13 protein-coding genes and 1 riboswitch are annotated in these 12,508 nt (G+C 73.0%); of the genes, 9 read left to right on the forward strand and 4 right to left on the reverse strand.

The window, feature by feature from the left end; genetic code table 11:
• The first annotated feature begins 19 nt into the window (after nucleotides 1–19).
• The 4 genes from dxs (at nucleotide 20) to ACIQGV_RS34045 (ending at nucleotide 4,171) form a co-directional block, all read left to right on the forward strand.
• Nucleotides 20–1,915 carry a 1-deoxy-D-xylulose-5-phosphate synthase gene (dxs, locus tag ACIQGV_RS34030; protein WP_402501773.1) on the forward strand — a complete coding sequence of 632 codons (1,896 nt, stop codon included), beginning with the start codon at nucleotides 20–22 and terminating at the stop codon, nucleotides 1,913–1,915.
• Entirely contained in the window at nucleotides 1,912–3,321 is a 1,410-nt protein-coding gene (locus tag ACIQGV_RS34035) for an aspartate aminotransferase family protein (protein ID WP_402501775.1), read from the forward strand. The genes dxs and ACIQGV_RS34035 overlap by 4 nt, the downstream gene beginning before the upstream one ends.
• 110 nt (nucleotides 3,322–3,431) lie before the next feature.
• A complete protein-coding gene (locus tag ACIQGV_RS34040) occupies nucleotides 3,432–4,055 on the forward strand; it encodes a helix-turn-helix domain-containing protein (protein WP_402501777.1) in 624 nt (207 codons plus the stop codon).
• Nucleotides 4,052–4,171 (forward strand): DUF6126 family protein, encoded by a 120-nt coding sequence (locus ACIQGV_RS34045; protein WP_402501780.1) that lies wholly within the window; start codon nucleotides 4,052–4,054, stop codon nucleotides 4,169–4,171. Before ACIQGV_RS34040 ends, ACIQGV_RS34045 begins: the two co-directional genes overlap by 4 nt.
• Before the next feature lie 15 nt (nucleotides 4,172–4,186).
• Here ACIQGV_RS34045 and ACIQGV_RS34050 read toward each other — a convergent pair whose 3' ends face one another.
• Nucleotides 4,187–4,984 carry a tyrosine-protein phosphatase gene (locus ACIQGV_RS34050; RefSeq protein WP_402501782.1) on the reverse strand — a complete coding sequence of 266 codons (798 nt, stop codon included), beginning with the start codon at nucleotides 4,982–4,984 and terminating at the stop codon, nucleotides 4,187–4,189.
• Between the two features lie 514 nt (nucleotides 4,985–5,498).
• A riboswitch (cyclic di-AMP (ydaO/yuaA leader) is annotated at nucleotides 5,499–5,656 on the forward strand.
• A gap of 4 nt (nucleotides 5,657–5,660) precedes the next feature.
• On the opposite strand from ACIQGV_RS34050, the gene ACIQGV_RS34055 reads away from it, so the two are divergent.
• Nucleotides 5,661–6,656: a M23 family metallopeptidase gene (locus ACIQGV_RS34055; protein WP_402501784.1), complete on the forward strand. Its 996-nt coding sequence runs from the start codon at nucleotides 5,661–5,663 to the stop codon at nucleotides 6,654–6,656.
• A 274-nt stretch (nucleotides 6,657–6,930) separates the two neighbouring features.
• Nucleotides 6,931–7,716, forward strand: a complete 786-nt coding sequence (locus tag ACIQGV_RS34060; protein WP_402501938.1) for an SGNH/GDSL hydrolase family protein — start codon at nucleotides 6,931–6,933, stop codon at nucleotides 7,714–7,716.
• A gap of 40 nt (nucleotides 7,717–7,756) precedes the next feature.
• On the opposite strand, the gene ACIQGV_RS34065 is transcribed toward ACIQGV_RS34060, so the two are convergent.
• Together ACIQGV_RS34065 and ACIQGV_RS34070 are read right to left on the reverse strand one after the other, a co-directional pair.
• Complete coding sequence (locus tag ACIQGV_RS34065; RefSeq protein ID WP_402501786.1) at nucleotides 7,757–8,374, reverse strand: TetR/AcrR family transcriptional regulator; 618 nt, start codon at nucleotides 8,372–8,374, stop codon at nucleotides 7,757–7,759.
• 85 nt (nucleotides 8,375–8,459) lie between these two features.
• Nucleotides 8,460–9,638, reverse strand: coding sequence for a Glu/Leu/Phe/Val dehydrogenase dimerization domain-containing protein (locus tag ACIQGV_RS34070; protein WP_402501789.1), 1,179 nt, complete (start codon nucleotides 9,636–9,638; stop codon nucleotides 8,460–8,462).
• Between the two features lie 239 nt (nucleotides 9,639–9,877).
• Between ACIQGV_RS34070 and ACIQGV_RS34075 the strand changes: the two genes are divergently transcribed.
• Nucleotides 9,878–11,068, forward strand: coding sequence for an MBL fold metallo-hydrolase (locus ACIQGV_RS34075; protein WP_402501792.1), 1,191 nt, complete (start codon nucleotides 9,878–9,880; stop codon nucleotides 11,066–11,068).
• 81 nt (nucleotides 11,069–11,149) lie between these two features.
• Nucleotides 11,150–11,587: a hypothetical protein gene (locus ACIQGV_RS34080; RefSeq protein WP_402501795.1), complete on the forward strand. Its 438-nt coding sequence runs from the start codon at nucleotides 11,150–11,152 to the stop codon at nucleotides 11,585–11,587.
• Here the strand turns inward: ACIQGV_RS34080 and ACIQGV_RS34085 are convergent.
• Complete coding sequence (locus ACIQGV_RS34085; protein ID WP_402501797.1) at nucleotides 11,557–12,015, reverse strand: PPOX class F420-dependent oxidoreductase; 459 nt, start codon at nucleotides 12,013–12,015, stop codon at nucleotides 11,557–11,559. The two genes, ACIQGV_RS34080 and ACIQGV_RS34085, sit on opposite strands and share 31 nt — an antisense overlap.
• A gap of 192 nt (nucleotides 12,016–12,207) precedes the next feature.
• Between ACIQGV_RS34085 and ACIQGV_RS34090 the strand changes: the two genes are divergently transcribed.
• Entirely contained in the window at nucleotides 12,208–12,381 is a 174-nt protein-coding gene (locus ACIQGV_RS34090; protein ID WP_402501799.1) for a hypothetical protein, read from the forward strand.
• Nucleotides 12,382–12,508: the final 127 nt, after the last annotated feature.

A 12,508-nucleotide genomic window follows, 5' to 3' on the forward strand; every position in this document is an offset into this window, starting at 1 on the left:
GACCGAAGGGGGCCCGAGCGTGACGATTCTGGAGAACATCCGGCAACCACGCGACCTGAAGGCGCTGTCCGAGGCGCAGCTTCGCGAACTGTCCGAAGAGATCAGGGAGTTCCTGGTGCACGCGGTCGCCAGGACCGGCGGCCATCTCGGCCCCAACCTGGGCGTGGTGGAACTGACCGTCGCCCTGCACCGGGTCTTCGAGTCGCCGGCCGACCGCATCCTGTGGGACACCGGACACCAGAGCTATGTGCACAAGCTGCTGACCGGGCGGCAGGACTTCTCCAAGCTGCGCGGCAAGGGCGGCCTGTCGGGCTACCCCTCCCGCGAGGAGTCCGAGCACGACGTCATCGAGAACAGCCACGCCTCCACCGCCCTCGGCTGGGCCGACGGCCTCGCCAAGGCACGCCAGGTGCAGGGCGGCAAGGGCCATGTCGTCGCGGTCGTCGGAGACGGAGCCCTGACCGGCGGCATGGCCTGGGAGGCGCTGAACAACATCGCGGCCGCCAAGGACCGGCCGCTGATCATCGTCGTCAACGACAACGAACGCTCCTACGCCCCCACCATCGGCGGCCTCGCCAACCATCTGGCCACCCTGCGCACCACCGACGGCTACGAGAGGGTCCTCGCCTGGGGCAAGGACGTCCTGCTGCGCACCCCGGTGATCGGCCACCCCCTCTACGAGGCCCTGCACGGCGCCAAGAAGGGCTTCAAGGACGCCTTCGCGCCCCAGGGCATGTTCGAGGACCTGGGCCTGAAGTACGTCGGGCCCATCGACGGGCACGACATCGGGGCCGTGGAGTCCGCGCTGCGCCGCGCCAGGCGCTTCCACGGGCCGGTGCTCGTGCACTGTCTGACGGTCAAGGGCCGCGGCTACGAACCCGCGCTGGCGCACGAGGAGGACCACTTCCACACCGTCGGCGTGATGGACCCGCTCACCTGCGAGCCCCTCACCCCGTCGGACGGACCGTCCTGGACCTCGGTGTTCGGCGAGGAGATCGTGAAGATCGGCGAGGAGCGCGAGGACGTCGTCGCCATCACCGCCGCCATGCTGCACCCGGTCGGACTCGGCCGGTTCGCCGAACGCTTCCCGGACCGGGTCTGGGACGTCGGCATCGCCGAGCAGCACGCGGCGGTCTCCGCGGCCGGCCTCGCCACCGGCGGACTGCACCCGGTCGTCGCCGTCTACGCCACCTTCCTCAACCGTGCCTTCGACCAGCTCCTGATGGACGTGGCCCTGCACCGCTGCGGAGTCACCTTCGTCCTGGACCGGGCCGGTGTCACCGGCGTCGACGGCGCCTCCCACAACGGCATGTGGGACATGTCCGTCCTCCAGGTCGTGCCGGGCCTGAGGATCGCCGCCCCGCGCGACGCCGACCAGCTGCGGGCCCAGCTGCGGGAGGCCGTCGCCGTGGACGACGCGCCGACCCTGATCCGTTTCCCGAAGGAGTCGGCGGGCCCGCGGATCCCCGCCGTCGACCGGGTGGGCGGCCTGGACGTCCTGCACCGCGACGAGCGGCCCGATGTGCTCCTGGTCGCCGTCGGTGTCATGGCCCCGGTCTGTCTCCAGGCCGCCGAGCTGCTGCGGGCGCGCGGCATCGGCTGCACGGTCGTCGACCCGCGCTGGGTCAAGCCCGTCGACCCCGCCCTGCCCGGTCTGGCCGCCGGGCACCGGCTGGTGGCCGTCGTGGAGGACAACAGCCGCGCCGCGGGGGTGGGCTCGGCCGTGGCGCTGGCCCTGGGCGACGCCGATGTCGACGTGCCCGTGCGGCGGTTCGGCATTCCCGGGCAGTTCCTCGCGCACGCCAAGCGCGGCGAGGTGCTCGCCGACATCGGGCTCACACCCGTCGAGATCGCCGGGCGGATCGGCGCGAGCCTGGCCGTCATGGCGGAGCCGTCCGAGGAGAAACCCGCATGACCACCGCCGGACCCGAGGCCGGGACAGGACAGTTCGACCTCGGCAGACTGCTCGCCGAGCGGTCCGCCGAACGCTACGAACTGCACACCAAGTACCTCAACCACCAGCTCCCGCGCATGCTGCACACCATCGGCTTCGACAAGGTGTACGAGCGGGCCGAGGGCGCCTACTTCTGGGACGCGGAGGGCCAGGACTACCTGGACATGCTCGCCGGGTTCGGGGTGATGGGGCTCGGCCGCCACCATCCGGTCGTCCGCCGGGCGCTGCACGACGTCCTCGACGCCTCCCTCGCCGACCTCACCCGCTTCGACTGCCAGCCGCTGCCCGGACTGCTCGCCGAGAAGCTGCTCGCCCACAGCCCGCACCTGGACCGGGCGTTCTTCGGCAACAGCGGCACCGAGGCGGTGGAGACCGCGCTGAAGTTCGCCCGCCGTGCCACCGGCAGACCGAGGATCCTCTACTGCGACCACGCCTTCCACGGCCTGACCACCGGCTCCCTGTCCGTCAACGGCGAGGACGGCTTCCGCGACGGCTTCGCCCCGCTGCTGCCCGACACCGCCGTACCGCTCGGCGATCTCGACGCGCTGGCGAGGGAGCTGAAGAAGGGGGACGTCGCCGCCCTCATCGTCGAGCCGATCCAGGGCAAGGGCGTCCACGAGGCCCCGCCCGGCTATCTGCGGGCCGCGCAGGAACTGCTGCACCGGCACAAGGCGCTGCTCATCGCCGACGAGGTGCAGACCGGCCTCGGCCGGACCGGCGACTTCTACGCCTACCAGCACGAGGACGGTGTCGAACCGGACCTGGTGTGTGTGGCCAAGGCCCTGTCCGGCGGCTATGTGCCGGTCGGCGCGACCCTCGGCAAGGACTGGATCTTCAAGAAGGTCTACTCGTCCATGGACCGCGTCCTCGTCCACTCGGCGAGCTTCGGCTCCAACGCCCAGGCGATGGCGGCGGGGCTGGCCGTGCTGTCCGTCATGGAGAACGAGCAGACCGTCGCGAACGCCCGGGCGACCGGGGAACTGCTGAGGTCGCGGCTGGCCGCGCTGGTCGGCCGTTACGAACTGCTCGCCGACGTGCGCGGCCGGGGGCTGATGGTCGGCATCGAGTTCGGCCGGCCGAAGTCGCTGAAGCTGCGCAGCCGCTGGACGATGCTCCAGGCCGCCCGCAAGGGACTGTTCGCCCAGATGGTGGTCGTGCCCCTGCTCCAGCGGCACCGGATCCTCACCCAGGTCTCCGGGGACCATCTGGAGGTGATCAAGCTGATCCCGCCGCTGATCGTCGGGGAGAAGGAGGTCGACCGGTTCGTCGGCGCCTTCACCGAGGTCATGGACGACGCCCACAGCGGGGGCGGGCTGATGTGGGACTTCGGCAGGACGCTGGTGAAGCAGGCGGTGGCCAACCGCTGAGGCGAGGGCCTCCGCCCGCGCGGGCCCTTCGCCGAAGGCACCCGCGAGAGGTTTTTGCCTGTGGGGCAAGAAATTTGCCTCACAGGCAAGTGTGCGGCTGAATGGAGGGCATGAACCCTCCCGAGACCGGGCCGCCGCAGGAGCCGGTCGCCGACCTGCCCGCCCTGGCGCCCCAGCTGCGCGCCCTGCGCCGGCGGGCCTCCCTCACGCTGGAGGCCGCGGCGCGGTCCGCCGGGCTCTCGCCCGCGCACCTGTCCCGGCTGGAGACCGGGCAGCGCCAGGCGTCGCTGCCGATGCTGCTCGCGCTCGCGCGCATCTACGGTACGACCGTCTCCGAGCTCCTCGGTGAGCGGGCCGCCGACCGGGACGCCGTGGTGCGCGCCGCGGACATGGAGCCGACCCGGGCCGGCGGCTGGACCTACTGGCAGGCGGGCTCGTCCGGGCGCGGGATGCAGGCCCTGCGGGTGCGTGTGCCGCACGGCTCCCAGGGCGACATCGTGCGGGTGCACCCCGGCGAGGAGTGGCTGCACGTCCTGACGGGGCGGCTGCGGCTGCGCCTCGGCGACACCACGCATCACCTCGGTCCCGGGGACAGCGCGCACTTCGACTCGCTGACCCCGCACCGCATCGCCGCCGAGGACGAGGCCGGCGTCGACCTCCTCTTCGTCCACACCCTGCTGCAGAGTCCCGCGGCCGCGCTGTGCCTCGGGCCCACGACGGGAGACATGCCATGAGCGACATCGAACAGAAGTTTCCCCGCACCCTCTGGGTCCGACTGCTGATCTACATCGCGGCCGGGCACGTCTTCGCCGGCTTCCTCTATCTGCTGTTCGCGGTGGGCGCCGAGTAGGGCGGCGGCCGGGCGTCAGTCGAGCAGCCGGTCCCGCAGGCGCTCGCGGATCCCGGGCGTCACACCCAGCCCCCGCTCCAGGTAGCCCTCGACTCCGCCCCAGGTCTCCTCGACCGTCTCCAGCGCCGCCGTCAGGTACTCGGCGCGGGCCTCGAACAGAGGGCTGAGCAGCTCCATGACCTCGGGCGAGTACGCGGAGGCGGCGTCGCCGTTGCGGCGCACCTTGTAGCGGCGGTGCTTGGCGTTCGACTCCAGGTAGTCGGCGAGGATCGCCTCGCGCTCGACGCCCAGGGCGAGCAGCGTCACGGCGATCGACAGGCCGGCCCGGTCCTTGCCGGCCGCGCAGTGCATGAGCGCGGGGACGCTGTCCTCGGCGAGGGCGTGCAGTACGCGCGCGTGCTCGGCGGTGCGCTCTCTGACGATCATGCGGTACGAGGCGATCATCCGGCCGGCCGCCTTGCCGTCCGCGAGGATCGAGCGCAGCAGCTCCAGGTCGCCGTCGCGCACCATCTTCCAGAACTCGGCCCCGTCCGCCGGGTCGCTCAGCGGAAGGTTGACGTTGCGCACGCCCGGCAGCGTCACGTCCGGGCCCTCCAGCTTCTGGTCCGCCGCGTTGCGGAAGTCGAAGATCGTGTGCAGGCCCAGGGAGGAGAGGAACACCGCGTCCTCGGCGGTCGCGTGCGCCAGATGTCCGCTGCGGAAGAGCACGCCCCGGCGCACCCGGCGCCCGTCGACCGTCGGCAGTCCTCCCACGTCACGGAAATTGCGCACTCCGGCCAGCTCGGGCTCGGTCGACGGGACCTGCTGCGTCACGGTGGCTCCCTCCGGTCGGCCCCGCCGGCGCGGCTCGTCCGGCGGGCGCTTCGATGACCATACGACATGGCTTCCTGAGGCAACGGGTTGTCCGCGTCCCGTCCGCACACGCCCACAGACTGGATCAAAACGGACCTTATGTCCGTATGGTTCCGCGCCGCGCCCCCGTGTGAGCGCGGGGGATTTCCCGACGCGCGCCACTTCTGCACCTTCTGTCCGTATTGACTCCTTCATTCCAACTCGCTCTGGAATAAAGGAACCTGGAGAGGTGTCACGTGAGGAGCGTCATAACCGTGACCGTGCGTCGTCGGTCATGTCCACGTAATCAAGGGCCTTCTCAAGGGAGTTTGAGGAATCCGGCGGAGCCGTCGTGCACGGAGGGTGACCGGGAATTTCCTTTACGGATCAAGAAGAAGGGCTTCGGGCGGAACCTCTTGCTTGTCCCTTTGCGCCTTGCTCGCTTACGTTCGCCACCGATCCGGACGGACGCCCAATCCTGCCGCCGACCGGAGCCCGCACAAACCCACCCGTCCACGGCAGGAGCGGGGGACCCACAGGTACGACTGCCTGTTCCGGTCTCCGGAACGGCTCGGGGTTAAGCCGCGTCTCGGCGCGGCCGGACATCTCCAGTCCGCACCCGACAGCTCACCTCGCAGGCGCCGGAGAGGAATTCGCCATGCCCGCGAAGGGTAAGCACCGCCGTCCCAAGGCCCAGCGCCTGACCCGTTCCATCGCCGTCGCCGGTACCGGTGGCGCCGCGCTCGCCCTGCCGCTGCTGGCGGCCACCGGCGCGAACGCCGCGACCGGACAGTCCGCCCCGGACGCCGCCGTCCGGTCGGCCGCCACGGTCCAGAAGACCTCCGCGGCCACCGGGGCCGCCGAGAAGAAGTCGACCGCCCCGCGCGTCTATGCCGTGAAGCACGGCGACTACCTCTCGAAGATCGCCGACGAGCAGAACGTCCGCGGCGGCTGGCAGAAGCTGTACCAGGACAACCGTGAGGCCGTCGGCTCCGACCCCTCGATGATCCACCCGGGTCTGAAGCTCACCCTCGGCAAGAAGGCCGCGGCGGCGCAGTCCTGGAAGTCCTCCGACGCGGCGAAGCCGGCCACGCGCTCCTCCGGCTCCTCCTCGTCCTCGCAGTCCGCCGAGGCGTCGAAGTCCGCCGAGGCGTCGAAGTCCTCGGCCTCCGAGTCCTCGGCCTCTTCCTCCGCCCCCTCCTCCTCCGGCTCGTCCGCCGCCACCCAGGCGGACACCACCGCGGCGAGCGGCTACAGCGCCCCCGTCTCCGGCGCCGGAGTCGGCACCGCCTACCGCGTGGCGGGCAGCATGTGGTCCAGCGGCTACCACACGGGCGCCGACTTCGTCGTCCCGACCGGCACCTCGCTCAAGGCCGTCGGCGCGGGCACCGTCGTCTCCGCGGGCTGGGGCGGCGCGTACGGCAACCAGGTCGTCATCAAGCTGGCCGACGGCCACTACGCCCAGTACGCCCACCTGTCCTCGCTGTCCGTCTCCACCGGCCAGTCGGTGACCGCGGGACAGCAGGTCGGCCTCTCCGGCGCGACCGGCAACGTGACCGGCCCGCACCTGCACTTCGAGATCCGCACCACCCCGGACTACGGCTCGGACGTGGACCCGATCTCCTACCTCCGCTCGCACGGCGTCGCCATCTGACGTCCGTCGTCCGCGGCGTCGGCACCTGACGTCCGTCATCCGCGGCCGAAGGCCGGACCCCGTCCCCGGGGTCCGGCCTTCGGTGTGTCCGGAGTTCCCCGTTCCCGTTCCGCACCGGCAACAGGTCCGGACGGAGGGTTATTCCACGCTTGCCGAGACTTTAGGAGTGTCTTATCTCACCGCCCGTCAACCCCTGCCTACGGTCGCGTAGGTCACATTCGAAAGGGAATCATGGGCCGATGTGGCAGACGATTCGAAGAATGACAGCAGATCAGTGATCGGGTCGTACGTGGCGGTGGGGGACAGCTTCACCGAGGGCGTCGGCGACCCCGGTCCCGACGGGAGGTTCGTCGGCTGGGCCGACCGGTTCGCCGTGCTGCTCGCGGACCGGCGACCCGAGGGCGACTTCGAGTACACCAACCTCGCCGTGCGCGGGAAGCTGCTCGACCAGATCGTGGCGGACCAGGTGCCGCGGGCTCTCGAACTCGCCCCGGACCTCGTCAGCATCTGCGCGGGCGGCAACGACATCATCCGGCCCGGCACCGACCCCGACGACGTCGCCGAGCGCTTCGAGCAGGCGATCGCCGCGCTGACCGAGGCGGCCGGCACCGTCCTGGTGGCGACCGGCTTCGACACCCGCGGCGTGCCGGTGCTGAAGCATCTGCGCGGCAAGATCGCCACGTACAACGGACATGTGCGGGCGGTCGCCGACCGCTACGGCTGCCCGGTGCTCGACCTGTGGTCCCTGAGGTCCGTCCAGGACCGCCGCGCCTGGGACGGCGACCGGCTCCACCTCGGACCCGAGGGCCACACGCGCGTGGCGCTGCGTGCCGGGCAGGCCCTCGGCGTGGACGTGCCGGCCGATCCCGAGCAGCCCTGGCCGCCGCTGCCGCCCCGCGGCACGCTCGACGTCCGCCGCGACGACGTCCACTGGGCCCGCGAGTACCTCGTCCCCTGGATCGGCCGCCGGCTGCGCGGCGAGTCCTCCGGCGACCATGTCACCGCCAAGGGCGCACTGAGCCCGGACGACATCAAGCTCCGCATCGAGGCGGTGGCCTGACGGGGCCGGCGCGCGGCCGCGCGGGTCCGCAGGCCCTCCCTCAGCGCCGCCCCGTCAACGCCTCCGGCGTCAGCCCCAGTTCGCGGGCCAGCGCCTCGTCCACCCACTCCGTCGCCCGGGCCCGGGACACCGCGCCCGGGTAGGAGGTCAGCTGGACGGCGAGGCCGTCGAGCAGCGCGGTCAGACGCAGGGCGGCGCCCGCCGGGTCGGGGCAGCGGAACTCCCCGGCGGCGACGCCCTCGGCGATGACCTCCGTCAGCGCGGCCTTCCACCGGCGGTCGAGGTCGCGGGCGACGTCCCGCAGGGCGGGCTCGCGCAGGGACACCGCCCAGCCCTCGATCCACAGCCGCCAGCCCTTGGCCTGGCCGGTCGGCGCGTACCAGCGCACCGCACCCCGCAGCCGCCGCAGCGCGGAGGTCCGGCGGCCGAGCAGCCCCCGCAGGTGGGCCAGGTCCCCCTCGGCCGCATGGGTGAACGCGGCGGCGACCAGCTTCTCCTTGGAGGAGAAGTGATAGAGCACGAGTGCGTTGCTCACGCCCAGCGCCGAGGCCACGTCGGCGATCCGCACCGAGGCCACGCCCCGCGCCTCGATCTGCCCGATGGCGGCCCGCAGCAACTCCTCGCGCCGCTCCTCCACGCTCAACCGCACCCTCGCCACGCGGCTCACCCTACACAGCGCCCAGGACCCGCGCCGAAGGCCCGTTCGAGGGCGGCCGCACGGCCGGCGACCGTGCGGCCCCGGCTCACCGGTACCAGCCGAAGCGCTCGGCGATCACCGGCAGCCGCTCCGCCGCGACGGCGTGCGCGGCGGCCCGGGGCGTCGTGCCGTCGGCCTCCGCCCGCGCGAGCATCAGCTCGACCAGCGCCCGCATCGAACGGCGTGTGTGCGTGAACGCCTCGTCCGCGTCGGCGCCGATGTCGCCGAACAGCGTCCACCACCACCACGCGTTCGTCCCCGAGTTGACGACCACGTCCGGCAGCACCGTCACCCCGCGCTCCGCCAGCAGTTCCTCCGCCTCCGCCGTCACGGGCATGTTGGCCGCCTCGACGATCCAGCGCGCGCGCACCTGTCCCTGGTTGCCCGTGTCGATCGCGTACGACACCGCCGCCGGGACCAGGATCTCCGCCTCCGCCGACAGCCAGGCGTCACCGGCGTGTTCGAGGTCGGCGGGCCGCAGTGCCGCCCGGTCGACCGTGCCGTGGGCGTCGCGCGCCGCGAGCAGCGCGTCCACGTCGAGGCCGTCCGGGTTGGCGATCGTGCCCTTGATGTCGGCGACCGCCACGACCGTCAGGCCCGCGCGGGCGAGGAAACGGGCGGTGGCGCCGCCCATCGTGCCGAACCCCTGCACGGCGGCCCGGGTGCCGGCGTACGGCGTGCCGGACCGGTCCAGGGCGGCGAGGGCGGCCTCGGCGACCCCGCAGCCGCCGACCAGCTCGTCCAGCCCGATCCCGTCCACCTCGACCCCGAACGCGGCGGCGAGCCGGGCGCGGGCGGCCGTCTCGTCGTCGAGCAGCGGATACACGGCCTGGATCGAGGAGACCAGCCCCGCCTCGGCGGCGGCCCGGTCCACCAGGTCCTGGGTGAGCCCGAGGTCCTCGCCCGTGGTCCAGAAGCACTCGATGTGCGGCCGCACGGCCCGCAGGTAGCGCACGAGCACCCCGTACGCCTCCGGGTCCCTGGGGTCGCAGTCGATGCCGCCCTTGGCGCCGCCGAGCGGCACGTACCGGCTCCGCGGGTCGTAGTGCAGGGCCTCCTTCATGGTCATGCCCCGGGCGAGTCCGGCCACCTCCTCCAGGGTGCAGCCCGGCCGCATGCGCAGTCCGCCGCTGGAGACACCGCGCACCAGCCGGTCCACGACCAGGAAGCCCCGGCGGCCGGTGACGTGGTCGGTCCAGGTGAGCGACAGCAGGGGGGCGGTCATGGGGTCTCCTCGGGGCACGGTGATCGGGCCGGGGCCGGGCCGGTCCCGGCGCCCGCCCGGCATGCTACTGAATGACCGGTCAGTACCGGGGCGCCGCCCTCCGCCGTCCGCGCGCCGGACGCGGCACCACGGTGACACCGGCGCGCACCCGGTGTCACCGGGCTGTCACCGAGGCGACCCGGAGTTGTCGGAGGGGCGGACCATAATGGAAGACCTCACCGACTCCACCGGGAGGTACCGTGGCCGGAATCCGTCACCTGAGCGCCGGGCTCAGCGCGCTGCAGCCCGAGGCATTCGGCGCGGACCCCAGCGGTGAGCGCATGGCCCGCATCCGCAGATCACCGCACTTCAAGGACGGTGTCTTCCAGAATCCCGGCGGCCCCTCGCGCACCCGCCCCTCCGGCTCGCCCGTCGACTTCGCCAAGCTCTACTTCGACAAGGAGTCCCGCGTCCGCCGGGCTCCGCACGGCACCGTCCCGGTCCACCCGACCACCCTCGCCGACATCGCCCGGCCCCCCGCCACGGGCCTGCGCCTGACCTGGATGGGCCACTCCGGCGTCCTCGCCGAGATCGACGGCACGCGCGTGCTCTTCGACCCCGTCTGGGGCGAGCGCTGCTCCCCGTTCGCCTTCGCCGGGCCCAGACGGCTGCACCCCGTGCCGCTGCCGCTGACCGCGCTCGGCCCGGTCGACGTCGTCGTGATCTCCCACGACCACTACGACCACCTCGACCTGCCCACGATCAAGGCCCTGGCGGGCACGGACACCGTCTTCGCCGTCCCGCTCGGCGTCGGCGCGCACCTGGAGCGCTGGGGCGTCTCCGCCGACCGGCTGCGCGAGCTGGACTGGCACGAGAGCGCACGCGTCGGCGGCCTCACCCTGACCGCCACCCCGGCCCGCCACTTCTGCGGCCGCGGCCTGCGCAACACCCAGCACACCCTCTGGGCGTCCTGGGTCGTCTCCGGCGAGGAGCACCGCGTCTACCACAGCGGCGACACCGGCTACTTCGAGGGCTTCCGGGACATAGGCGCCGAGCACGGCCCGTTCGACGCGACCATGATCCAGCTCGGTGCCTACAGCGAGTTCTGGACCGACATCCACATGACTCCCGCCGAGGCGCTGCGCGCCCACCTCGACCTCCAGGGCGGCGTCCCCGCCGGAGTGCTGCTGCCGATCCACTGGGCCACCTTCAACCTCGCCCCGCACCCCTGGGCGGAGCCGGGGGAGTGGACCAAGGACGCCGCCGAGGAGGCCGGTCAGGCCGTGGCCTTCCCCCGCCCCGGTGAGCCCTTCGAGCCCGGCGGCAAGCTGCCCGCCGACGCCTGGTGGCGGGCGGTGTCCACGCCGGTGCGGCGCCACTGGCAGCCGTCCGCCGAACCGGGCCCGGCCGCGGAGACCCGGCCGGATCTGGACCTCGCGGGCGACCGGTGACGCCGTACCCCTTGATGGGCCGTCAGTTCTGCTGATGGTATCTCCGGCACCCGTCGAACCGACCGTGCCGGAGGTCCGCCCGTGTACCGACGCCTGTTCGCCGCGCTCCTCGGCTGGGTCCTCCTCGGGACCGCGGCCACCGCCCGCGCGGACGCCGGGGAGGACCCCCGGGAGCCCGTCCGGACCGCCGCCGGCGCGCCCTACGCCCCCGCCGTCGCCGGCACGGTCCTCTCCGAGACCCGCACGCCGCAGACCGGCGCCTACCGCCTCGCCTACCGGGCCGGGCGCGGCGTCACCGAGATCAGGGTGCCCTCGCGGCCGGGAGGCTGGCGGCTCACCCTGGCGGGGCCCGCGACGACCTCCTCGCCCGCCCTCCCGGCCGGCCGGGCCGCGACGGCCCGCGTGCACGCCCGGCCGGGCGTCCGGGTCACGGTGACGGTCGTACCCCGCCGGCCCGGTCCGGCACGGAGGATCCCCGCGGGCGACGCTCAGCCGTCGATGTCGAGCGCGGTGCCGTAGAGGCGCCGGGCCCTGAGGCGGATCACGACGCGGCGCTCGGCGACCTGCTGCCGCAGGAAGGCGTCCTCGTCGTCGGGCCGGGCCTCGGCCGGGAGCATCGCGAGCAGTTCCCGCCCCACCGCGTCCCCGGCCTCGGCCGTCGGCTCGGAGACCTCCGCCTCGCCCTCCACGACCGCGAACGACCACACGTCGTCGCCCGGGACGTGCAGGGCCGCCCGCGGATCGTGGCCCAGATGCCGGACCTTGACCCGGTCCGCCGTGGTGGAGAAGCGCGCGACCCGGGCCTGCGGGTCCCAGTTGTAGAGCATGGTCGTGAGGTGGGGGTGGCCACTGCGCTTGGTGGTGGCCAGGGTGCCGAAGTGCCGGCCTGCCAGCAGGCCGGAGAGTGCTTCGTCGGACAGGCGGCGAGGTGCGGGTCCCTTGGTCATGACGGTGTGAACTCCGTCCCGGCGCAGGGTTATTCCGCTCCGGCGTCCCCGCGGGGCCCGGTGTGCCGGGCAGCTGGCCGCGGCGGCCCGCGGGAGGGTGCGACGAGCGTCGGCCGGAGCGCGGCACGGGGCTCCGATCCGGCTCGGGTTCCCGAGCCGGAGGGTACGCACTGGTGGTCGGGGCTGGGTCCCGTGGGCGGCGTCGTGCTGCTGGTCGCCGGTGCCGCCCTCCTGGTGTGGGCCCTGGCCGTCCCGAGGTCCGCGCTCCTGGTCCGTCAGGGGGCGAAGGCCGGGGCGATCGGCCTGGTGGTGGCCGGCACGGCGCTGTCCGTCCGCCGGGGGTCCCGCGACAAGGATCACGGCTAGCCGGCCCTCCGGCCGGCGGCCCCTCTCGCTGTCACCGAGTGTGACCGTTTCCGATCGGGTCGGACCGCTTGGATTCGGGTTCCGGCGAAGGTGACGAAGGGGTTATCGGCCAGTCGTACGAAGGCTC

It is taken from the genome of Streptomyces sp. NPDC093094 (genome assembly GCF_044754345.1).
Taxonomy (GTDB): Bacteria; Actinomycetota; Actinomycetes; order Streptomycetales; family Streptomycetaceae; genus Streptomyces.

Coding starts and splice junctions, on each gene's coding strand:
- ACIQGV_RS34055 (WP_402501784.1), top strand. CDS start 5,661: ATGCCCGCGAAGGGTAAGCACCGCCGTCCCAAGGCCCAGCGCCTGACC.
- ACIQGV_RS34035 (WP_402501775.1), top strand. CDS start 1,912: ATGACCACCGCCGGACCCGAGGCCGGGACAGGACAGTTCGACCTCGGC.
- ACIQGV_RS34045 (WP_402501780.1), top strand. CDS start 4,052: ATGAGCGACATCGAACAGAAGTTTCCCCGCACCCTCTGGGTCCGACTG.
- ACIQGV_RS34085 (WP_402501797.1), bottom strand. CDS start 12,015: ATGACCAAGGGACCCGCACCTCGCCGCCTGTCCGACGAAGCACTCTCC.
- ACIQGV_RS34040 (WP_402501777.1), top strand. CDS start 3,432: ATGAACCCTCCCGAGACCGGGCCGCCGCAGGAGCCGGTCGCCGACCTG.
- ACIQGV_RS34070 (WP_402501789.1), bottom strand. CDS start 9,638: ATGACCGCCCCCCTGCTGTCGCTCACCTGGACCGACCACGTCACCGGC.